Origin of the sequence: Paenibacillus dendrobii (assembly GCF_009807035.1) — a bacterium.
In the GTDB taxonomy this organism is placed as follows: domain Bacteria; phylum Bacillota; class Bacilli; order Paenibacillales; family Paenibacillaceae; genus Paenibacillus_AQ; species Paenibacillus_AQ dendrobii.
This window is the reverse complement of the sequence record NZ_WUBI01000004.1, coordinates 396,376-418,477: the sequence shown is the minus strand read 5'-3', so window position 1 is coordinate 418,477 and position 22,102 is coordinate 396,376. Positions and strand designations below refer to the sequence as shown.

The 22,102-nt window shown below is 50.2% G+C and carries 17 protein-coding genes; 5 read left to right on the top strand and 12 right to left on the bottom strand.

From position 1 onward, the window contains the following. Position 1: 1 nt before the first annotated feature. Positions 2-940: a DNA-3-methyladenine glycosylase family protein gene (locus GRF59_RS23140; RefSeq protein ID WP_160500071.1), complete on the bottom strand. Its 939-nt coding sequence runs from the start codon at positions 938-940 to the stop codon at positions 2-4. Between the two features lie 170 nt (positions 941-1,110). Between GRF59_RS23140 and GRF59_RS23135 the strand changes: the two genes are divergently transcribed. Beyond that, positions 1,111-1,548: a ferritin-like domain-containing protein gene (locus GRF59_RS23135; protein WP_202128817.1), complete on the top strand. Its 438-nt coding sequence runs from the start codon at positions 1,111-1,113 to the stop codon at positions 1,546-1,548. A gap of 79 nt (positions 1,549-1,627) precedes the next feature. Here GRF59_RS23135 and GRF59_RS23130 read toward each other — a convergent pair whose 3' ends face one another. The 5 genes from GRF59_RS23130 to cidR form a co-directional block, all read right to left on the bottom strand. After that, positions 1,628-3,886, bottom strand: coding sequence for a 5'-nucleotidase C-terminal domain-containing protein (locus tag GRF59_RS23130; protein WP_237392018.1), 2,259 nt, complete (start codon positions 3,884-3,886; stop codon positions 1,628-1,630). Between the two features lie 267 nt (positions 3,887-4,153). After that, entirely contained in the window at positions 4,154-6,034 is a 1,881-nt protein-coding gene (locus GRF59_RS23125; protein WP_160500070.1) for an ABC transporter ATP-binding protein, read from the bottom strand. Continuing rightward, entirely contained in the window at positions 6,031-7,767 is a 1,737-nt protein-coding gene (locus GRF59_RS23120) for an ABC transporter ATP-binding protein (protein ID WP_160500069.1), read from the bottom strand. The genes GRF59_RS23125 and GRF59_RS23120 overlap by 4 nt, the downstream gene beginning before the upstream one ends. Continuing rightward, complete coding sequence (locus GRF59_RS23115; RefSeq protein ID WP_160500068.1) at positions 7,761-8,249, bottom strand: MarR family winged helix-turn-helix transcriptional regulator; 489 nt, start codon at positions 8,247-8,249, stop codon at positions 7,761-7,763. Before GRF59_RS23115 ends, GRF59_RS23120 begins: the two co-directional genes overlap by 7 nt. A 188-nt stretch (positions 8,250-8,437) precedes the next feature. Then, positions 8,438-9,337, bottom strand: coding sequence for a cidABC operon transcriptional activator CidR (gene cidR / locus GRF59_RS23110; RefSeq protein WP_160500067.1), 900 nt, complete (start codon positions 9,335-9,337; stop codon positions 8,438-8,440). A 135-nt stretch (positions 9,338-9,472) separates the two neighbouring features. Here cidR and GRF59_RS23105 point away from each other — a divergent pair, with 135 nt between their 5' ends. Beyond that, positions 9,473-9,847 (top strand): CidA/LrgA family holin-like protein, encoded by a 375-nt coding sequence (locus tag GRF59_RS23105; protein WP_160500066.1) that lies wholly within the window; start codon positions 9,473-9,475, stop codon positions 9,845-9,847. Further along, entirely contained in the window at positions 9,844-10,524 is a 681-nt protein-coding gene (locus GRF59_RS23100; RefSeq protein ID WP_160500065.1) for a CidB/LrgB family autolysis modulator, read from the top strand. The genes GRF59_RS23105 and GRF59_RS23100 overlap by 4 nt, the downstream gene beginning before the upstream one ends. Before the next feature lie 15 nt (positions 10,525-10,539). On the opposite strand, the gene GRF59_RS23095 is transcribed toward GRF59_RS23100, so the two are convergent. Both GRF59_RS23095 and GRF59_RS23090 read right to left on the bottom strand, forming a co-directional pair. Beyond that, on the bottom strand, positions 10,540-11,520 hold the full coding sequence (locus GRF59_RS23095) for a Gfo/Idh/MocA family protein (protein ID WP_160500292.1): 981 nt from the start codon (positions 11,518-11,520) through the stop codon (positions 10,540-10,542). Between the two features lie 104 nt (positions 11,521-11,624). Then, positions 11,625-13,889, bottom strand: a complete 2,265-nt coding sequence (locus tag GRF59_RS23090) for a helicase C-terminal domain-containing protein (protein WP_160500291.1) — start codon at positions 13,887-13,889, stop codon at positions 11,625-11,627. Positions 13,890-14,207: 318 nt separating this feature from the next. Between GRF59_RS23090 and gdhA the strand changes: the two genes are divergently transcribed. Together gdhA and GRF59_RS23080 are read left to right on the top strand one after the other, a co-directional pair. After that, a complete protein-coding gene (gene gdhA, locus GRF59_RS23085) occupies positions 14,208-15,587 on the top strand; it encodes an NADP-specific glutamate dehydrogenase (RefSeq protein WP_160500064.1) in 1,380 nt (459 codons plus the stop codon). A 446-nt stretch (positions 15,588-16,033) separates the two neighbouring features. After that, positions 16,034-17,887 carry an LTA synthase family protein gene (locus GRF59_RS23080; RefSeq protein WP_160500290.1) on the top strand — a complete coding sequence of 618 codons (1,854 nt, stop codon included), beginning with the start codon at positions 16,034-16,036 and terminating at the stop codon, positions 17,885-17,887. 116 nt (positions 17,888-18,003) lie between these two features. On the opposite strand, the gene GRF59_RS23075 is transcribed toward GRF59_RS23080, so the two are convergent. The 4 genes from GRF59_RS23075 to GRF59_RS23060 all read right to left on the bottom strand — a co-directional run bounded on the left by GRF59_RS23075 (position 18,004) and on the right by GRF59_RS23060 (position 22,053). Beyond that, entirely contained in the window at positions 18,004-18,768 is a 765-nt protein-coding gene (locus GRF59_RS23075) for a response regulator transcription factor (RefSeq protein ID WP_237392015.1), read from the bottom strand. 80 nt (positions 18,769-18,848) lie between these two features. Then, positions 18,849-19,691 carry a carbohydrate ABC transporter permease gene (locus GRF59_RS23070; RefSeq protein ID WP_160500062.1) on the bottom strand — a complete coding sequence of 281 codons (843 nt, stop codon included), beginning with the start codon at positions 19,689-19,691 and terminating at the stop codon, positions 18,849-18,851. A gap of 3 nt (positions 19,692-19,694) precedes the next feature. Next, positions 19,695-20,579, bottom strand: coding sequence for a carbohydrate ABC transporter permease (locus GRF59_RS23065; protein WP_160500289.1), 885 nt, complete (start codon positions 20,577-20,579; stop codon positions 19,695-19,697). A gap of 157 nt (positions 20,580-20,736) precedes the next feature. Next, positions 20,737-22,053: an ABC transporter substrate-binding protein gene (locus GRF59_RS23060; protein WP_160500061.1), complete on the bottom strand. Its 1,317-nt coding sequence runs from the start codon at positions 22,051-22,053 to the stop codon at positions 20,737-20,739. Between the last annotated feature and the right edge of the window lie 49 nt (positions 22,054-22,102).

Here is a 22,102-nt window from a genome sequence, read left to right as displayed (position 1 = left end):
TTTACTTCTTCTTGGCCGCAGACGCGGCCTTTTTCTGCAGCTTCCATTCATCCAGCCAAGCCCATAAATAGTAGGCGGCATAGCTGCGCCAAGGCGACCAGCTGCTGCTGATGGCCAGCATCTCCGGAGAAGAGGGTTGTGCATCAAAGCCCCATAGCAGTTTCATCGCATTCTTGAGGCCAATGTCATCGGCCGGAAAAAAGTCGGTCCGACCCACGCCAAACAGCAGGAAGCATTCGATCGTCCATTTGCCGATTCCCCGGATGGGAAGCAGCTTCTCGAAAATCATCTGATCCTCCATGCCGGGCAGCGCGTACAAATCAAGCGATCCATCATCAATCATCCGTGACAAGCCAATGACATATTCCGCTTTACGCCGGCTGAACTGAAGCTCCATGAGCTCCTCAGGTTCAAGACGGGCCAGAGAGCCCGGCTCAGGAAAGCTGTATAGCATACGTCCTTCCGTTTGGAAGGGTGCTCCGTAGCGCTCCGTAATCCGGCTGACCAGCGCCGCGGCAAAGCTGAGGTTCATCTGCTGTCCGATAATGGTACGCACCAGGTTCTGATAGAGATTCGGCTCCAGCAGGATTTTCATCCCGTACAGATCCGGAAGAATCGATCCGATGACCGGCTCTGCCAAGAGCTGACTGTAAAAGGGTGTCAAATTCACGTGATTGGAGAGCATACGGCTGATAAATCCGGCAGCATCCTCCTGTTCCGCTTCAGAACAAGGCTCAAGAAAATCAATTTCAGCAGCGCGACCCTCACCACTCTGAATCAGCGTCACCTTAACCGGAATTTTGCGGGTGCCGGCAGGAAGCACCTTGGTAAATACAGGATGCTGCAGGTCGGCGTACACCAGCATCGGATTCTGGCTCCTCACCGACCTCATGACCAGCTCCGCGTTAAAGGGCTCTACCAATGGAATACTTTTGGGCATGGATCTCTCCTCCGTTCATCATCTCGACTTACAGGTGTTCGCATAAATGTTCCCTATAAGTTAGCCTATCCTGCTGAAATTAGCAAATTACTCCTTTCTCTGCACCTCTCCTTCTTGATATGCATAGGGTATAGAAGCCCAAGCATTAACAAAAAAAGGAGGATACCCTCTTGATTCCGAACGGATTCTATTACCGTCCTGCAGCGAATCCCGACACCGCCTTGACAGCAGATCTTATAAAAGCGATTGATGGCGAATACAGTGCAATCAACTGCTATGAGCAGCTGGCAAAGCTCGCTCCCACCGAACATGCCAAGAAGCGTATTTTAGAAATTCGCGAGGACGAACAGAAGCACCTGCAGTTTTTCACGAATGTATACACACATCTGACGGGTCAGACCCATAAGCCTGTTCAAACGGAAACCTGTCCCGAGGAGTACAAGGCAGGTCTCAATGCTTCGTTTAAGGATGAACAGGAAACCGTTGATTCCTACTTAAGTTTATCCGATCGGGCGCAGGATCTGTATCTGAAAAACCAGCTGCGCCGCATCGCCATGGATGAGCAGAATCATGCTGTTTGGTTCTTATACTTGATGAGCCATCGATGAGTCACCATTTAAACTTCTGTTGAACGAAAAGAGGCCCCTCTTAGAGAAGGCCTCTTTTTGCATAACTCAATCAACGAGTTTATGGCAGCATCGTTACGTATTTTCCGTATACAAACGCCGTTTTGCCTTGGTAGACAACCTTCAACCAGCCGTAAGGAGCTGTGCCGGTAACGTCCATAACGGTTCCTTTAGGAGCCGATCCCAGAATCTTCGCCTTCGCGGAAGCTCCCGTGCGCACGTTCAGGTAGTCGGCAGTAATCTTGGCTTGTTTTACTGCTGGTGCAGTCGGTACCGGTTTGGCTGGAGTAACCGGTTTTGCAGGCTTGGTTGGTGCTGGTTCCTCCGTTGGTTTGGTAGAAGGCTTTTCAACTTCCGGTTTCGCAGGAGGTTCTGGTTTCTCCGCAGGTGCCGGCTCGGTTACATCCGGCTTCGCTGCCGCTTTTACCGCTTCATTCAGCTTGTGGTACAGCTCGCCCGTTGTTTTCGCATCAGCCAGAAGCGCAGCATCCACGCCCGCCTTTTCAGCCAGCTTGGTTACATCCTCTGCTTTTATCGGATCCAGAATGTTAATGGAAGCGATGTTGGTGTATTTGCCGTCTTCTGTCGTCGGAACCGTCAACATGCCGGCGTTCATCAGATCCACAACATCCGCACGTGCTTTGGAAGTAGTATCTACGCCGATGATTTTCCAGTTGTCCTGGATCTTCGGCTCGTATTTGCCTTTCATGACGTCCTTCAGATAAGCGATGGCACGGTTGCGGATGGTTCCGCCGGTTTCGCCAAAGGCGCTTTCCGCCTTGGATGTCCACAATTTATTGAATTTGCGGCCTTCAAGTGCCCCGCCCTTGGCAACAAGAGCGTCCATACGGTAAGAGTTCATACCCAAAGTCAGCGTATCATTCATCTGAATCGGCGTTCCGTCCATATGACGCAGGTTCGTGATGCGGCTGCCGTATGGCTTGGACAGGTCAATCTCGTATTTCACGCCGCCGAAGAAATCATCGGTGCTGTATTTGGAGGATCTGCGTTTCTCATCAAAGCTCACGGTCACGTCACCTGGACGGGTACTGTTAAAGTAGCCCGCAGACCATTCCATGTAATCCTTCAGGTCTTTGCCTGTCACTTGATAGTTGGTGATCTCACCCAGAGCAAACTGATAGTTGTAGGCGATATCCTTCTTGCGGATCGGACCTACGTCCAGCTTGGCTTTGTCGTTATCAATTTGATGCGCAACAACATCGGCTTTACTGTAATGGAGCATGACTTCACTAAAGAAATCGGACAGCAGCGTTTCTTGGATCTGCACGGCCGGAATGCCTTTGATTTCATTGGCAGGTACCAAGTTGTTTTTGCCGGTCAGTTCACCCACCACGATGTTGGCGTCTTTACGGGCGAATTCATGATATGGCAGCAGCTCTTTCTCAAGGTCCGGATCGGATACGGCAGGTGTGCCGTCAGCGCCCTTCACCGGGATTGCGGTCGCTACCTTGTCCTTCAGAACCATCTTGCCATCCTGCTTCACGAAAGTCAGGTCAATGCGTGACACATGCGTGCCGTATTTGTCCGGTTCACCGATCAGCACGCCGTTCACGGTCTCGCTTTTCACGAGCTTGTGCATGTGGCCGGCAAAAATCGCCGTCAGCTGCGGTACTTCCTTCGCAATATCCGATACACCTGTACCTGGCAGCGAATTTTCGTTGTCCAGACCCATATGCATCAGACCGATCATAACGTCGGCTTTGCCTTCAAGCTCTTTGACGGCCTTCTTCGTCTCATCGACCGGGTTTTTGACAACCAGACCCTTAAGATGATCGGTATCCTTCTCAAAGTCGGTAATCAGCGGTGTGGTCATCCCGATGATGCCCACCTTGATACCGGCCTTCTCCACGATTTTGGTCGCTGGAAGGAAACGCTCGCCGTTCTCCTTATATACATTGCCCGCGAGCTTGGTAGAGTTAAATTGGCCCGTTACTTTATTGAAGGTATCGATGCCAAAATTAAATTCATGATTGCCCATAGCCCACGCATCGTATCCCATTTCGTTCATCGCAACCATCATCGGCGATTTCGGCTGATCGTTGAACAGCTCCGCGGAGTTGTCCTGAATCACGTCCCCTGCATCGAGCAGGATCGTATTCGGATTTTCGGCACGGACTTTCTTGATCAGTGTGTAGAGCTGGGTAAAGCTCCCGTTCGTGTTCGCCGTATCCATCGCGTAATCCCATGGCATAAAACGTCCGTGAACATCGGAGGTGGCCAGCAGTGTAATATGCGTTTCCTGGTCGTCTGCGGCTTTGACGCTGGTCGGCTGGAATACCAAAGCGCCGGATACCGTCATCACGGCGGCGAGAGCCAGTCCAGTCAGCTTTTTGAAGCTGCCCTTCATTTTCAACATGTTGTTTCGTTCCCCTTTTATTCAATTATTCTTTTCCAATTCAAAGAATTCTCCTGGCAAATGTTAACGCTATCAACTCCGTGCCAGAGGCTTATTGTAATCTAAAATATTCCATACGTAAACCATGAAACGCACAAAAAACAAGGACATCTCCTCATATCAGAGGGATGTCCTTGTTATATCGTTCTTCTTGAAACGAAAGGGAAGAGCTCAGCTGACCTCCAGAGCATTGCCTCCCGTAAATTGACTGTTGTACAGATCGGCATAGAATCCGTCTTTCTCCAGAAGCTCGTTATGAGTGCCCTTCTCAATCACACTGCCGTTGTTCATGACCAGAATGAGATCGGCGTCACGGATCGTAGACAGGCGGTGTGCAATAACAAAGCTGGTTCTGCCCTTCATCAGATCATTCATGGCCCTCTGAATGTATACCTCCGTCCGGGTATCGACGCTGCTCGTCGCTTCGTCGAGTATCAGAATCGATGGATCAGCCAAAATGGCACGCGCAATCGTCAGCAGCTGTTTTTGCCCCTGCGAAATGTTCGAAGCCTCTTCATTCAGCACCGTTTCGTAACCATCCGGCAGCGTACGGATAAAGTGGTCGGCATGGGCCGCCTTAGCCGCCTGAATAACCTCTTCTTCCGACGCACCGCTGCGGCCGTAAGCGATATTTTCCATAATCGTGCCATTGAAGAGCCAGGTATCCTGAAGCACCATTCCGAAAATACTGTGCAAATTGCTGCGCTTCATCTCCGTAATGTTGGCTCCGTCGATCGTGATCGCACCGTCATTCAGCTCATAGAAGCGCATAAGCAGGTTAATGAGCGTTGTTTTGCCCGCGCCGGTCGGTCCAACGATCGCAATCGTTTGTCCAGGCAGCACATCAATGTTCATATCATCAATGAGTATCTCATCTTCCTTGTAACCGAACTTCACATGCTCGAATTTGACGTTGCCCTGAGGATCTGCAAGCACAACCGGTTCGGCTGCCTCTGGAACCTCCTCCTTCTCATCCAGCAGTTCAAAGACCCGTTCAGCGGAGGCGATCGTCGACTGGATAATATTCGCGATATTCGCCGTCTGCATGATTGGCTGGGTAAACTGTCTCGCGTATTGGATGAAGGCCTGCACGTCACCGATCGTGATCGTCTTGTGCGTAACGAAGATACCTCCGACCACGCATACCAGGACGTAACCGATGTTGCCGATAAAGGACATCATCGGCATGATAATGCCGGATATAAACTGAGCTCTCCAGCCCGAATTGTACAGCTTCTCATTGATCTCATTGAACGCGGCCATGGACTCGTCCTCGCGCCCGAAGGCTTTAACGATTTTATGGCCCGTATACATCTCCTCCACATGTCCGTTCAGCTGGCCCAAAGAGCGTTGCTGGCCCATGAAGTGCTTCTGTGAACGGGACGCGATCATCCGGATCACGATAAAGCTGAGCGGCAGCGTCACGATCAGGATCAGCGTCAGCCAAGGACTGATGGTCAGCATCATTACGATAACACCCACCAGCGTTACGATGGAGGTAATCAGTTGGGTCAAACTCTGTTGAAGCGTCGTACTGATATTGTCCACGTCGTTGGTAGCGCGGCTCAGGATTTCGCCGTGCGTTTTCGAATCGAAATATTTCAGCGGCAGCCGGGAGAGCTTGCGGTTGATCTGTTCACGCATATCGTAAACGACCCGCTGCGCTACGCCTGCCATTAAATACTGCTGGAAAAAACTAAAGGCTGCGCTAAACAGATACAAGCCGATCAGGATCAGCAGAATCTGCGTAATATAGTTAAAATCAATGGACGCATCGGGCACGCCCTTCATTTTGGCGACGATGCCTTCGAACAGCTTGGTCGTCGCTTTACCCAGAATTTTCGGGCTTACGATACTGAACACCGTACTGAGAATGGCCATCAGAAAAATCGTGACGAGCGTTGCCCGGCGCGGCCGCAAGTATCCAAGAAGCCTTTTTAATGAGCCCTTGAAATCCTTGGCCTTCTCGGCAGGCATCATCTGTCCGGGATGGCCGCCGGGATGGCGCGGACCTGCCGGACGGCTTCCATGACGTTTTCTATCTTCACTCATGCGATCTCCTCCTCTGACAGCTGCGAGGATACAATTTCACGATATACGTCGCAGGTTTCCATCAGTTCACGATGCTTGCCGATGCCTGCAATCCGTCCTTCATCCAGCACGATGATCCGATCGGCATCCATGACCGTACTGGCCCGTTGTGCCACAAGCAGTACCGTGGCATCTCTAGTCACTTCCTTGAGCGCTGCGCGTAGCTTCGAGTCGGTCTTGAAGTCCAGGGCTGAGAAACTATCGTCAAAAACATAGATTTCAGGCTTTCTCACAAGTGCGCGGGCAATGGACAGACGCTGCTTCTGGCCGCCGGACACATTATTCCCGCCTTGGGAAATCTCCGACTGGAAGCCATCCTTCATCTTGGAGATGAATTCGGTCGCCTGCGCAATATCCGCTGCCTGATGAAGTTCCTCATCGGTTGCATCCGTCTTGCCGTAGCGGAGATTATCCGCGATCGTTCCCGTGAACAATACGGCTTTCTGCGGCACAAAGCCAATTTTGGAGCGCAGCTCCTCCTGGGTCATGCTCTTCACATCCTGGCCGTCGACCTTCACGCTGCCGCCGTCCACATCATAGAATCGCGGAATAAGGCTGAGCAGCGTCGATTTACCGGAACCGGTACCTCCAATGATCGCCGTCGTTTCTCCAGGTCCGGCAGCGAATGAAATATGATGAATAGCCGGCTGCTCAGCGCCCGGATAACTGAAAGTCACATCCTGGAATTCCAGGTAGCCCCGCTGCTTGGCAGCCGCGGCCGATGATCCGGCGCGGACCGGGTCCACGATTTGCGGCTCCATGTCGAGCACTTCGTTAATGCGGGTCGCCGATGCTGACGCACGCGGAACCATGACGAAGATCATCGATACCATGATCAGCGAGAACATGATTTGCATCGCATACTGGATAAAAGCCATCAAATCCCCGACCTGCATATGCCCGTTGCTGATCCGGATGCCGCCGAACCATACGATGGCGATCGTCGAAAAGTTCATCACCAGCATCATGATCGGCATCATGGCCGCCATGATTTTATTGACCTTCACAGCAGTTTGCGTAAGATCGAAGTTCGCTTCGTTAAAACGCTTTTGCTCATGCTCGATACGGTTAAATGAACGGATGACGCGGATGCCGGTCAGATTTTCGCGCAGAACGCGGTTCAGCTTATCAAGACGGACCTGCATGGCCTTAAATAGCGGAATTCCTTTGCCGGCAATGATGGCGATGGCGCCAGCCAACACCGGAATGACAACGACAATAACCAGAGACAGCTTCGCGTCCTTAGACACCGCCATGATAATCCCGCCGATACACATCATCGGCGCGCTGATCATCATCCGCAGAATCATGGTCAGCACCTGCTGAACCTGGGTAATATCATTTGTTGTGCGGGTAATCAGCGAAGCTGTTCCCAGCTTGTCAAACTCCTGCAGCGAGAAGTTTTGGACATGGTGAAATACCCGGCCGCGCAGATTTTTGCCGAAGCCGCCCGCTACTTTCGCGGATAAGTAACTGGCCCCGATCGAGCAGATGGCTCCGCCTAGAGCTACGAGCAGCATAAACCCGCCTATCCTCCAGATATAAGGAATATCCCCGTTGATAATGCCTTTATCCACGATATCGGACATCAGCGTAGGCAGGTATAGATCTGACATGGACTGAACAAATACGAGTAAAAACACAAACAGAATCGGCAACCGGTAAGGTCTCAGATTACGGAATAGTTTCAGCATGTTTCTATCGCACCTCCCGCAGAAGGGTCTGCCTTGGCTTCGTAATAGGTATACGCCTTAGTTAGCAAATCAGCCAGTTGATTCCCCTCCTTTTCGCCCAAATAATCAATCAGGCCAGCAAAGGATTCCATAGTGGAATCAATCGCTTTTTGGACGACGGTTTCGCCTTCCTCCGTGAGATTGATCCGAACCGCTCTGCGGTCCAGCTCATCCATGGTTCGCTCGACCCATTCCTTCTTTTCCATCGATTTGATCAGTTGGGTTACCGTCGGCGATGTGACACGCAAGATATGGCTGATTTCCGAAACCATAAGCCCGGTTGTTCCAGGTTTCACATTCTTTTTTATACTGAATAAGAGCCCCAGCTCGCTCATCTTGATACCCACGATTTTCCGATGCCGAAACTCTGCTTTATTGAAACGCATGGTGGCTTGCATTAGCTTAAGGGCGGTAGAGTTTTCGACCGGTGAATGTTCACTCATTTCCAAGTTACATCTCCCTTCATTCGATTGATTTGAGGTCATTTTTTCGTACACCTCCAGATAGCTAAGAAACTAATTTACTTTACCTATTAATTAGTGCTCCTAAATTATATCCCTTCCCAAAAATCAATGTCAATGTATACATATGGTCAGCCGCTTCACGCTTGCCATTGCCGCCCAAATGGAGGTTAGCCTTCCCGTTTTTCCACCATTAAAATGCTCTTGGCGAATGAGATCCATTCTCTTGCTGCAAACGACAAATATCGCTCCTTGCGCCATATCATTCCCAGCTGCCAAGGAATCGACGGATTAATGAGCGGCAAAATACGGATCCGCTCCTGATCCACTTCCCGGCAAATCGTCTCCGGCAGCAGCGCGATCCCCAAATTGGCCGCCACCATGCCGCTGATCAGATCCCATTGAGAGCTCTCATAGATGATGCGCGGCTGAAATCCAACGCGGACGCACTCTCTGATAATCCGATCATGCAGCGCGAAATCCTCCCGGAACAGTACAAAGCTCTCATCCGCAAGCTCAACAAGCGGCACGGCTCCCCGTCCGGATAAGCGGTGGGAAGGATGCACCAGGAGCATTAAATTCTCCCTCGCAAACGAAAAGTAGTGGAACAGATCGTCTTCGGTAGGCAAGACCGCCACCCCAACATCCAGCAGCCCGCTCTCCACATCCTTCTCTACCTTCTTCGCGCCATCCTCAAACACCTGCATAGTGACCTGCGGATATTTTTTGTGAAACTGGCCGATCACCTCCGGGAAAAAACTGGAGCCCACCATGGGCGGCAGACCTAACCGGATATGTCCCTTTTGGAGATTTTTCAGATCTCCGAGCTCCGCGGACAAGCTTTGAAAAGATTTGACGATCGGCTGCGCCTGCTCATATATAATTCTGCCCGCGTCCGTCAGCTCAATTCGTTTATTGGACCGGTCGAATAGCGTAACGCCAAGCTCGTCCTCAATATTACGGATCGTCTTGCTGATCGTGGGCTGCGTGATATACAGAGATTCAGCAGCTTTCGTGAAGCTCTGCAGCCGGGCCACCTCCATAAAATATTGCAAATGCCGGATGTCCATGCCCCCATCTCCTTTCAAGTTCTAATCGTCGTTGTTAACTATAGAAAAATTGCATGATAATCATTCGTTTTATTCATTTTACCCATGAAAATAATTGATGTAAAATTTTCATATCGATGAAAGGAGAGAATCCCTGTGAACAATATTGTAAAAGGTACGGTGCAGGTAGCGGCACTCATGATCTTCTCGCTGCTGATGAACAAGCTGGCCGAACTTTTGCATTTGCCGGTGCCCGGCAGCATTCTCGGGATTATCGTGGTATTCATTTTACTGGAGACCGGCATTCTTCGCCTGGAATGGATTGAACTCGGAGCTAACTGGCTCCTTGCGGAGCTGCTGCTCTTCTTCATTCCCGCGGCTGTCGGTGTCATGAAATATATTCCGATGCTCGAAAGTGACGGCGTCCGTATTCTGATCGTGGTTATTTTCAGTACATTTATCGTCATGGCCAGCTCCGGCCTGCTCGCATCCCGGATTGCCAAACAGAAAGAACGGAGGGCTTCACGATGATCGGCCTCATTTGTCTGCTCGTTACACTCGGCATTTATGCCATATGCAAACGCATCTATGCCAAGCGGCCCAAGGTATATCTGTCGCCGCTCCTGATTACGCCTATTATCGTTATCTTTATTTTGATCTGGGCTCAGATTCCTTATGAATCCTATAATTCAGGCGGCAAATGGTTGAGCAGTCTGCTCCAGCCTGCAACCATTGCTTTTGCCGTGCCGCTATACAAAAATTTCAAGGTACTCAAAAAGCACGCCGTCGAAATTATCGTCAGCGTGCTTACCGGTTCGTGCGTTGCCATGATCTCTTCGGTGTTCCTGGCTAAATGGCTGCACTTAAGCTCGTCGCTTGTGACCAGCCTGATGCCGCGTTCCATTACAACCCCGATAGCCATGAATGTATCGCAAGTTATCGGCGGCGTACCGAATATAACGGCCGTGTTTGTCATTATTACGGGACTGCTCGGATCCATGATCGGCCCAATGGTGCTGCGCATTTTCAAGATTGAAAACGACATCGCGCGCGGCATTCTGTACGGCACCAGTTCTCACGGTACAGGCACCTCCAAGGCGTTCGAGATGAGCTCGCTGTCCGGGACCATATCCAGCATTTCAATGATCCTGGCTGCCTTGTTCACGCTTGGAGCAGCACCGCTCATGATGGCCGTCCTGATGCACTAGCCAGCATTCCTTCTATTAATAACGGATGCGGACCGGTTTGCCCGTTGCCGCTGCTTCCAGCGCGGCGCAGGTAACGGCCTGCGTTCTAAACGCATCCGCATAATCCGAACGGATCCGGGAGCCGTCACCCGTGCGCAGCGCATGGATGAAGGCTTCCGTTTCTTTTACATAGGGATTGAAGCGCTCTTGATATTCAGTCTGCTCTCCAGGCCGGGCTACCTGCAGCCGCTGCGGGTTCCAGTCTAGGACGCCCTGATCCGTATAGAAAGTTAGTCCGGTTTGGCTAAGCCCCGCTCCCTCCGGAAGTGCGCAAGTATTGGAGATATTGGCAACAAGGCCGCTTGCCATTCGAAGCGTCACCGTGCCTACATCCGCAACCTCTACCCCGTCCACCTGTTCATGCTTGATTCGGTTTCCGTAAAGCGCATACACTTCTTCCACTTCGCCTGCCAGATAACGCAGCAAGTCCACCAAATGCGTCGTCTGCTCGACGAATTGCCCGCCCGAACCGTCCTGCCTCTTCCACCAGGCTACACCCGGCATGCTGCCCATCCAGCGCCCAAGCATCATGCCCGTTGTCTGCTGCTGCAGCAGCTCCTTCAGCTTGTCCACGTTCGATTGATATCGGAAGTGGTAGCCTACCGAGGTGATGAGCTGTGCATCTTCAATCTTGGCCAGGATGCTCCGGGGAAGCTCAGCATCCACACCCAGAGGCTTTTCCACCAGGAAAGGAATACGGCGCCGGACGAGCTCTTCTTCAATGGGACCGTGCGACATCGGCGGAACACAAATATACACCGCGTCGAGGTGCTCCTTATCCAGCATTTCATGCAATTCCCCGTACCCTGTCGCACCATAGGCGTTTGCCTTCTGCTCCGCCTTTTCCTTGCTCGTTCCAAGAAATGCCTGTACCTTTACGCCCTCGGCCGCCGCAAGAATGTCTGCATGTACCTGGCTGAACCAGCCCGTTCCGATGATTCCGATCTGTAGCGTCATGACAGATGCCCACCTTTTACGCATATTTACCGTCCATTATACCTAACACATCTCCTGCGGGCTATCCTTCCTTTTCGGGATACGTGCAGGGACTATACGCACCATTAATCCTTCCACTCTGCCGGGAGCAGATTACGGTAATGCGGCTGACGAAAGCGATCATCAATCAATAGCAGAACGCCCTCATCCTGCTCTGAGCGAATCAGCCTCCCCCCGGCCTGAAGCACCTTGTTCATCCCCGGCAGTACGTATGCATAATCATAACCGTTCTTGCCTTCTCCATTAAAATGCTCCTTGATCAAGTTGCGCTCCAGCCCGAGCTGAGGCAGTCCGACGCCAACCACGGCCACGCCGATGAGGCGGTCACCCTGCAGATCAATGCCTTCCGAAAAAATACCGCCCAGAACTGCGAAACCCGCCAACGTCTCCCGGTTATCAGCCTGAAAAGCATCCAGAAACCGTTCCCGCTCATCTTCAGCCATGCCTGATCCTTGCACGATCGTCCGCATCCCGGGGTATTTCTCCATAAAGACTTCATAAACGCTCTGCAAATACTGATAAGAGGGAAAAAACACCATATAGTTGCCAAGACGCTCCGAAAACATTTCAAAGAGTAAATCGGCGATCTGCTCACGTGTCCGCTCACGGTCATGGTATCTCGTGGACACAGGCAGGATACGGACATCCAGCTGCTCCCTGCGGAACGGAGAAGGGACGGAGATGCTGTAATCCTCCCCATCTGCGCCCAGCATGTCCCTGTAATAGGAGATCGGCGACAAGGTTGCCGAGAAGAACACGGCCGAACGGAAGCCTTTATCCGCCTGGGACAGCAGGTATGAAGGATCGAGGCAAAACATCCGCAAGGTGACATCGCTGCGCTGTACTTCCGCATACGTGATATAACGGCTGTCATACAGCTTTGCCGTGCGGATAAAATTCTGCGCGGCAAAATACGCATCCAGCAGCAGCTGTCGATCCTCTCCCCCTCCGGCCAGCACCCGTTCCGCTTCAACCGCAAAGCTCTCCAGCAGGCCTGCCAGCTCCTCCGGCGGCTCCTTGGACAGCTGCTGACGGTCATCGCCGCAGGCTTTTCTGAGCTCAATGAAATACTTGTTAATGGCATCGGCTGCCCCCGCTATCGCCCGGTTCGATGATTTATAGTCGCGCTTGAGCTGCAAAAATTCTGCTTTACCAATGGTTGCAGAGAACATCTCCCGTCCCCGGTCCACCAGGTTATGCGCCTCATCGACCAGCAGCACCGTCCTTTTTTTCTGCTCCTCGATCAAGCGCTTAAGCGACACCCTGGGATCAAAAATATAATTATAATCGCAGATAACCGCATCCACGCCGTAGGCGGTATCCAGCGAGAACTCGAACGGGCACACCCTGTGCTTGCGAGCGTACTGTTCCAGCACCTGTCTTGTCATGAGAGTCTCGTGTGAAAGAATGTCCAGCACGGCTCCGTTGATCCGGTCGTAATATCCGTCGGCAAAGGGACAGGCTTCCTTGCTGCAATTCGTTTCCTCCTGGAAGCATACTTTGTCCTTCGCCGTAATGGTAAGAGCCTGCAGACGCAGCCCCTTGTTCTCCAGAAGTGACAGCGCTTGCTCAGCGGCGGTGCGGGTAATGGTCTTGGCCGTCAGATAAAAAATTTGCTGTACCAGCCCCTCACCCATAGCCTTTACCGATGGAAACAGAGTGGACATCGTCTTGCCAATCCCGGTAGGCGCCTTAGCAAATAGTTTCTTCTTTTCTTTGACCGCCCCATACACGGCCCCAGCCAACTTCCGCTGACCTTCGCGGTAGGTATCAAAAGGAAATGGAAGGACCCGGATGCTCTCATCCCGCTCTCTGCCATTCTGCAGCCGCAGCACAGCATACGGAGCATACTGCGATACCACGCTTTGCACGAAATCGGTAAGCTCTGTTCGGGTTAATGAACGATTGTAACGTCGCTCCTCCCCCGAAACCGTATCCACGTAGGTCAACTGCACGCCCACTTGCGCAAGCGCCTGTTCCTTCGCTACAATATAGGCATACACTTGTGCTTGCGCCCAATGTACGTCGCGTCCCCCCTCCAGCATATCGAGCCCTGCCGAAGTTGATTTAATCTCATCGATCATCCAGCCATGCTCTGTTTGAATCAGCCCGTCGCATCTTCCCTCGATCTGGTACACGATGCCATCATGCGGAATTTCCGCTTTTAGGTAGACTTCCTTTTGGTCCCCTTCCTGATAGCTCCGCTGCACCTTCTGGTGAATTCGGGTCCCCTCATGCATGGCGGTGGCGGTACGAAACCCGGAATCTATGCTCCCGCTTCTGAATACATATTCCACGAGCGGCCTTACCGAAATATGAACGACCGTCATTTCCTCTTCTGCACCAGACAATAGGATCACCCGTTCCCCTTTTATTTTTATTCATCATACCACAACCTAAAAACAGAGCCTACTCAGCCCTTGCTTTGAGGCTAAATATCCCATAAAAGTGTCTGAAATGTTTCAGAAAATAAAAATTTTTTTAAATTCAATGCCTATTTAAAGTATTAAAGGGTTGAAGATTTCCCGACTACTCGTGTATAATTCTTTTTTAAATACAGATTCATGCTTACAGAATGCGTGAGCCTTAAGCCATTTAATGCTTCAGCATTCTGTAATCTTGAATCTAGGGAATAAGGAGAGAAGCCAATGACATTTTTGCATGTAGAGTTGCCCGCTGAAAAGAAAGCCAAAACTTACGTCAATGAAATCTTCGAAACGGTATGTAAAAGGAATCCGAATGAAAGTGAATTCCACCAGGCTGTGAAGGAAATTCTCGACTCGCTCGTTCCAGTGCTTGCCAAGGAACCGAAGTACATGGAAAACGGCATCTTGGAAAGATTGGTTGAGCCTGAAAGATTGATTACGTTCCGGGTACCTTGGGTCGACGATCAAGGAACCGTTCGCGTCAACCGCGGCTTCCGCGTTCAATTCAACAGTGCCATTGGCCCATACAAGGGCGGACTTCGCTTTCACCCCTCTGTAAACTCCAGTATCATCAAATTTCTCGGTTTTGAGCAAATTTTGAAAAACTCCCTGACAGGCCAGCCTATCGGCGGCGGTAAAGGCGGTTCCGACTTTGATCCCAAAGGTAAATCGGACGCTGAAGTGATGCGCTTTACCCAAAGCTTCATGACAGAGCTGTACAGATACATCGGACCAGACACGGACGTTCCTGCCGGCGATATCGGCGTAGGCGCACGTGAGATCGGATTCATGTTCGGACAATACAAACGCATCCGCAGCGGCAACGAAGCCGGTGTTCTGACAGGCAAAGGCATCGGTTACGGCGGAAGCTTGGCGCGTCCGGAAGCTACAGGATACGGTACGGTTTACTTCGTGAATGAAATGCTGAAGGATAAGGGCGAGAGCCTTTCCGGCAAAACAGTCGTTGTATCCGGCTCCGGTAACGTAGCTATCTACGCGATTCAAAAAGCCAACCAATTCGGCGCCAAAGTCGTGGCATGCAGCGACTCCGCCGGTTACGTCTATGATCCGGAAGGCATCGACTTCGAAACAGTGAAACAGCTGAAAGAAGTGGAAAGAAAACGGATCAGTGAGTATGTGGACATTCATCCGAACGCGCAGTATTTCGAAGGATGCTCCAACATCTGGACGATTCCTTGCGATATCGCGCTTCCTTGCGCGACGCAAAACGAAATTGATGCAGAAGCTGCGAAGCTGCTCGTATCCAATGGCGTTAAAGCCGTTGCAGAAGGCGCCAATATGCCTTCGACGCTGGCAGCCATCGACGTGTTCCTCGAGAACGGCGTGCTCTTCGGACCTGCCAAGGCAGCCAACGCTGGCGGCGTAGCCGTATCCGCGCTGGAAATGTCCCAAAACAGCATCCGTACCTCCTGGACTTTCGAAGAGGTTGACGAGAAGCTGCATCAAATCATGATCAATATTTATAACAACAGCGCCCAAGCGGCCGAGCAGTATGGCTACCCAGGCAACCTCGTGGTCGGAGCCAACATTGCCGGTTTCGTCAAAGTGGCTGACGCGATGATCGCTCAAGGCGTGATCTAATTCGTTCTTCATTATAAAATAAACGAAAAGGCATTCGGATAACCGGATGCTTTTTCGTTTTTTATTCTTCTTCCGTGCGGGAAGCCGCTAATTACACCCATCTGCCGAGCATCTTTGTTTGCTGTACCCTTTCTGTTTCCTACTATTATTAATAATAAACGGTTCCTATGCATGTTTTTTGGCCCCTAACCAGTCAACATTCCGGTCCAGCCTACATATATTCATTACTCATAACAATGTGACAGCAGGAAATAAAACGTCAACAGCCTTGATTCATATTTACATATTTTTCTTATATACCTAGGCAGGTATTTCCCTGGTTTTGACTTCTTCACTCCCCCGGGGCATAATGTTTTTATCAATATAAAAAGCTTATCAGCTAAGTTATTTAACCAATCGCTGCCAATTGTCGTTTGACCAGCTGTTTTACAACGGAGGGAAGTTGTATCGTGTCACGTGAATCCATTACCCATTTTTTCAAAAAACCGTTCGTTATTTTTACGATCATACTCCTGCTCAAAGGATATCTGGCCTGGGCCGTAACCTTCGGCGACTGGCTGCCCTGGAAGGTGCTGATTACCGAGGTACCTTTTGTTTGGTTGCTCTTCTGCCTTATCGAATGGTTCTCTTCCAAGCGAAAATTAATGAACTACACCATTGTGAACCTGATCCTCACCGGCGTATTTTTTGCAGTCATTATGTACTTCAAGTATTACGGCGTCATCGTTACCTATCATGCTCTGGCTCAGGTCAACCAGGTGACCGAAGTGAAAAGCAGTGTATTCTCGCTCATGGATCCGTATTATCTGCTCGTCTTCGCCGATATTATCGTCCTGTTCGTGCTGCTGCTTAAGAGCCGGAGGGTCAAAGACTGGAGACGCAGCATAAAGCACAAGACCAAAAAAAGCATTGTATCGGTCGTATTCATCTTGTGCCTGATGGTCTGTCTGTTCAACATTCTCCCGAACCGGGCCAGCATGAACGAAATCAAAAAAGCCCAGCAAATGGGCATTCTGAATTACGAGGCCTATACCATTCTCTCTCTTAAGAAGGAACCACTTGTGCCATTAAAGAACATCAACCAAGCTTCCATCGACAAGTTAAAGGGAATTACCGTGCCTGAAAATCCGAAGTACTACGGCAACGCAAAGGGAAAAAACCTGATTATCATCCAATTGGAATCTTTCCAGAACTTTCTCATTAACCTGAAGATCGACGGCAAGGAAATTACGCCGAATATGAACAAACTCGCAAACGAGCAGCTTTATTTCTCAAACTTCAACCAACAGGTTGGACAGGGAAATACATCCGACGCCGAGTTCGTCGTGAATACTTCCTTTTATATCCCGCCAGACGGCGCGGCAACCCAGAAGTACGTAGACAAAAAACTTCCGAGTTTGCCCCGGCTGCTGGAGGAGAATGGTTACAACACCGCCACTTTGCATACCAATAACGTGCAGTTCTGGAACCGCGCGGAGCTATACTCATCTCTTGGCTTCCAGCATTACTACGACCAATCCTTCTTCGGTACAGAGGACATGGTGTTCTTCGGCTCTTCTGATGAAGTGCTGTACGCAAAGTCCACGGATAAAATGAAGGAAATGGACCAGGATAACAAACCTTTTTATGCCCAGATCATTTCGATGTCGGCGCATCACCCGTTCACCATTCCGGCGAACAAGTATAAGATGGAGCTTCCCGAACGATATCAGGGCACCTTTGTCGGCGATTATATCCGGGCCCAGAACTATGCCGATTATGCATTGGGTCGACTGATCGACGATCTCAAGAGCAAAGGCCTTTGGGATGACAGCCTGATCGTTCTCTACGGCGATCATATGGGTCTTCCAATTTATTCGCTGGATCACGATGATAAAGAGCTCATGAAGGAAATATACGGTCATGAATATTCGTACACCGACATGCTCAACATTCCGCTTATCATTGCCGGTAGCGGCGTCCAGCATGAACAGATCCGCGAAGAGATCGGCGCACAGTCTGATATCATGCCAACGGTCGCCAATCTGCTTGGAGTATCCATGAAGAATTATATTCATTTCGGACAGGATCTGCTCAATCAAACGTACAATCTGATTCCCGAGCGTTACTATCTGCCGACAGGTTCCTTCTTGAACGATAACGCGATGTTCATGTCAGGCAGCGGCTATGAAGATGGCACCCAGTATCCGCTGAGCGGTTACGATTCAGTCGGCAAAGGTACCACCGAGGATGAGTACAACCGGGCTTTGAAGCTGCTCAATCTGTCTGACAGCTATGTGAACCAGCAGCCTTTGAAGTAAACCACTCAGCGCCGTCACCATCGGTACCATGCCCATAGAAGACGAATATGCTGCATTCCAAACCTAAGAAGTCTCTCCCCGATCGGGGAGAGACTTCTTTTTTGCATATACCGCTGTCATTTGGTATTTCGTTTCTTGTAATCCTTGGGTGTCATTTGCACCATCCGTTTGAACAGCTTGTTGAAATATACAGGGTCACTATAACCAACCAATTGCGAAATTTGATAATTCTTCAGATCCGGATGATCCACCAGAAACTGCTTAGCTTTCTCAATCCTCACCTCGATCAAGTAATCCGTAATCGTATGACCGGTTGTGGATTTGAACAGGCGGCTGATATAACTCGGACTCATGCCCGTCGTCTCAGCCAAACGCTCGAGCTCGAAGTTTTTATCATATTCCTTATCCAGAAAACCCTTAATCTGATCCACCACATAATGCTCGCCAGCCTCGTGATCGGCCCAATCTCCGGTGTCTTCCGCCGCCTTCATAGACATTGTGCCGTTATCGTTCACAGCTTTACTCTTTAACAGCTTAAGCAGCTCATACAGCTGCATCTTATCTATGGGTTTCAGCAGGTAGTCCATCACTCCGAATCGGAGCGCTTGACGGGCATACTCGAACTCGCTGAAACCGCTTAACACAATGATCGCAAGTCGGTCCAGTTTCTCCCTCACATGCTCGATCAGGCGCAGCCCATCCATCATCGGCATCTTAATATCGGTAATGAGGCAATCCACCTCGCCCGGATTATATTTGGACAGCTGATTCAGTGCATCCATCCCATTGCCGAAGGAACCGATCACCGTCACATCCAAGTCCATCTTGGATATGATCTTTTCCAATCCCAGCCGGATAACCTCCTCATCGTCCACGATCATGATATTCAAGGCCATCACACCCTTTCGCAAGTCGTATCCTTACACATATGAGGGTAGAGTACAACCAATAGAAACATATACTACTTTACCGCGCCGCTCGTCACCCCCGCGAAAATATACCGCTGCAGGAACAGATACAAAATGGCTGTCGGAATCATGATAATCATAATCGCTGAAGAGACCATTTGCCAATCTCCGCTGTTAACGCCGAAAAATCGCATCAGCGAGGTGGACACCACGACATGCTCCTGTCTCGGTAGATACAGATATGGCGTAAACATATCATTATATATGGCAATCGTCTTCAGAATAACGATGGTTGCCGTGGCCGGAGCCAGCAGCGGAAATATAATGGAGCGGTAGATCCGGAACAAAGAAGCTCCTTCAAGCATCGCACTTTCGTCGAGTTCATTCGGAATATTGCGGATAAATTGCAGGTAAATATAGATTTGCATAATATCTGCCCCGATATAGAGCAGGACAGGACCGAGGAGGTTATTGGTCAGGCCGATGCCCTGGATGGTTTTGAAATTCACGACCTGCGTCGTAATCTGGGGAATGATCGTCGCAAACAGAAACAAACCCACGATCAGGCCTTTACCGCGAAAATCGAACCGGCCCACCGCATAGCAAAACGCGGAGCCCAGAAATATATTCAAAATGAGCGTCAGCGCAATAATGATCAGGGTATTGCCGAAAGCAAGGCCCATATCCGCCTGTTTGAACGCATGGATGAAGTTGCTGAAATTCAAAAAGTTATCCGGCAGTGACAGCGTCGGATTATTCAGGAATTCCTCCTTCGTCTTAAAGGAGTTGACCACAATGATATATGGAGGAAACAGGATGACGAATACCGCAATGAGTAAAGAGATGTATTTGAGCGTCTGGATCGCAATCTGAGCGCCGTTCTTTTGAGTAACCATAGCCTAACCCCTCCCCTTGTTCAAGAAATAACGCTGGACGCCAAGCACGGCGACAACGAGCACCAGCAAGACAACGCTCATGGCCGAAGCCAGCCCGTAGTTATTGAACTGGAACGCCGTTTCGAGAATTTTCATGACGAAGGTTTCGCTCGCGCCTGCTGGCCCGCCATGGGTGAGAACAAACGGAATATCGAATACCTCAAGTGCTCCGGTTACCGTCAAAAACAGGTTAAGCTCGATAATCTGATATATATTCGGAAGCGTAATACGGACAAAAGACTGCCACCCGCTGGCACCGTCAATCGCCGCCGCTTCATAAATGTCTTTGGGAATCGACTGCAGCGCTGCCAGATAAACCACCATATTAAAGCCCATAAAGCGCCATAGCCCGATGGATGCAAGCGTGTAGTTTACAAAGGATTCACTGCCGAGCCAGCTGGTCTCCGACGGAAGCCCAAACACCCCAAGAACCGTATTCAGAGAGCCTTGAGTGGTGTCAAATACATAACCGAAAAGATAGGCTACGGCTACCCCGTTCAGGATATAGGGCAGGAACAGCAGCAGACGGAAAAATAATTTGCCCCTTAGCTTGCTGTTCAGCAGGACGGCAAAATAGATTGCCAATAGGTTCTGGACGATCCCTACCACAAAATAGGCAAGGTTATGCTTGAATACCCCGAAAATTTCCGGATTAGAAAAAACCTCCTTATAGTTTTCCCACCCGATCCACTGTTTGTCCGGACTCAGTCCATCCCAGTTGGTGAAGCTTAAACGAACGAGCTCAACGGCCGGATAATAGGCAAAAGTAAGCAGCAAAAGCAGAGGCACTACCGTGAATAGGATCATGATAATGGTCTTCTGCTTGCGAAACGAAAGATGGCTGAGCATGGTATCCCTTCCTCCCACATTGATGATGATCGCCTGTCGAAGAGCAAATAGATCAGCCGCGTGGCTTCCGGAATTTCCCTCCCGAAAGCCGCTGCGGCATGTTCCATGCTTCATGGCGATCTATAGTCTTCTGTTCGATTCATCGGCTGCTGGCGGATCATTTCCCCAAGCTCTTCTTCGCCTTTGCCCACGCTGCATCATATTTGTCCAGTACCTTCTGCGGATCCTTGCTTAATACAAACTCCTGCACCATGGCTTGTTGGTCCATTTGAGCCTTGTTTTGAATCGCAGTCGCCGTGTCATCCCCAAAAACAGCCTCCAGGAATTGCGGTTTATAGTTGTTGAACTCGGCCAGCTGCGGCAGTTTAGGTTCCTTGTTCTTCAGGACAGGGATGAAGCCGGCAAAATCCTCATAGCCCGAGTCTTCCATCATCCATTGCACGAAAGCCTTCGCCGCCTTCACGTTACCGTTTTTATTGACGGCATAGAAGAAGTCAGGGTTCAAAGGGGCTTTATATTGTCCGGAATTGTCCGCAGGGAACGGGAAGAAGCCGACATCCTCCGAAGGTGCGCCATTCTCGATAACCTGGTTAATGACCCAGTTGCCAAGAAGGTACATGGCCATTTTGCCTTGAGCGATATCTTTTTTGGACTGCTCCCAGTTGGTTGAGTTAACATCCTTCTCCAAATAACCCTTCTGCTGCAGCTCTCTTAACATGCCCCACGACTTCCCGTATTCGTTGTCCATGGTGTACGGCGTGTCGGTTTCGGCACGTTTCATTTCATGGTCCGTCTTGCCGCTGATTATGGAAGGTACATCATATACCCAAGTATCGAGCGGCCATTTGTCCTTAAAGTTGGAAGCCAGCGGTACAATGCCCGCATTCTTCAGCTTTTCGCAGATGGCAAGAAACTCATCATAAGTTTTAGGCATCTCGGTGATACCAGCTTTTTCAAACGCCTTATTGTTGTATACGATCCCCACCGTCGAAGCGCCGGAGGATATGCCGTACATTTTGCCATCCTGAACCTTCGCATCTTTAAAATAAAGATCTCCGGAGAACTGAATATCATCGAGCGGCTCAAAGTATTTTGGAAGGTCTGCATTCGGAATGGTAGGAATGAATACCACATCCGGATACTCACCCGAGGAGATACGGATTTTTACATTTTTATCGTAGTCTGTGATTGCTTCAAACTGCAGGTCCACATTCGGATACTTTTCTTCAAAACGTTTTTTGTAGTCGTCATACTGCTTGCCGATCATATCGGTCCGGTTGGTCAGAAACACAAGCTTCCCGCTTGGTCCATCATCCTTGGCAGAGTCCCCGGTATCCTTTGTCTCAGCGTTGTTATCCGAGCCGGCCGCATCCGTACCCGTATTTGTGCTGGAGACGGTATCCTTTCCACCGCAAGCTGCAAGCATTGTTATCATCAGACACACTACCAATGATAACGATAATAATTTTTTCATGGTTTTCTCCCCTTATATCATTTTTGTTAGCGTTTACAAAATCGATTAT

Coding starts and splice junctions, on each gene's coding strand:
- GRF59_RS23140 (WP_160500071.1), bottom strand. CDS start 940: ATGCCCAAAAGTATTCCATTGGTAGAGCCCTTTAACGCGGAGCTGGTC.
- GRF59_RS23130 (WP_237392018.1), bottom strand. CDS start 3,886: ATGACGGTATCCGGCGCTTTGGTATTCCAGCCGACCAGCGTCAAAGCC.
- GRF59_RS23125 (WP_160500070.1), bottom strand. CDS start 6,034: ATGAGTGAAGATAGAAAACGTCATGGAAGCCGTCCGGCAGGTCCGCGC.
- GRF59_RS23120 (WP_160500069.1), bottom strand. CDS start 7,767: ATGCTGAAACTATTCCGTAATCTGAGACCTTACCGGTTGCCGATTCTG.
- GRF59_RS23115 (WP_160500068.1), bottom strand. CDS start 8,249: ATGAGTGAACATTCACCGGTCGAAAACTCTACCGCCCTTAAGCTAATG.
- cidR (WP_160500067.1), bottom strand. CDS start 9,337: ATGGACATCCGGCATTTGCAATATTTTATGGAGGTGGCCCGGCTGCAG.
- GRF59_RS23100 (WP_160500065.1), top strand. CDS start 9,844: ATGATCGGCCTCATTTGTCTGCTCGTTACACTCGGCATTTATGCCATA.
- GRF59_RS23095 (WP_160500292.1), bottom strand. CDS start 11,520: ATGACGCTACAGATCGGAATCATCGGAACGGGCTGGTTCAGCCAGGTA.
- GRF59_RS23090 (WP_160500291.1), bottom strand. CDS start 13,889: ATGACGGTCGTTCATATTTCGGTAAGGCCGCTCGTGGAATATGTATTC.
- gdhA (WP_160500064.1), top strand. CDS start 14,208: ATGACATTTTTGCATGTAGAGTTGCCCGCTGAAAAGAAAGCCAAAACT.
- GRF59_RS23075 (WP_237392015.1), bottom strand. CDS start 18,768: ATGATCGTGGACGATGAGGAGGTTATCCGGCTGGGATTGGAAAAGATC.
- GRF59_RS23070 (WP_160500062.1), bottom strand. CDS start 19,691: ATGGTTACTCAAAAGAACGGCGCTCAGATTGCGATCCAGACGCTCAAA.
- GRF59_RS23065 (WP_160500289.1), bottom strand. CDS start 20,579: ATGCTCAGCCATCTTTCGTTTCGCAAGCAGAAGACCATTATCATGATC.
- GRF59_RS23060 (WP_160500061.1), bottom strand. CDS start 22,053: ATGAAAAAATTATTATCGTTATCATTGGTAGTGTGTCTGATGATAACA.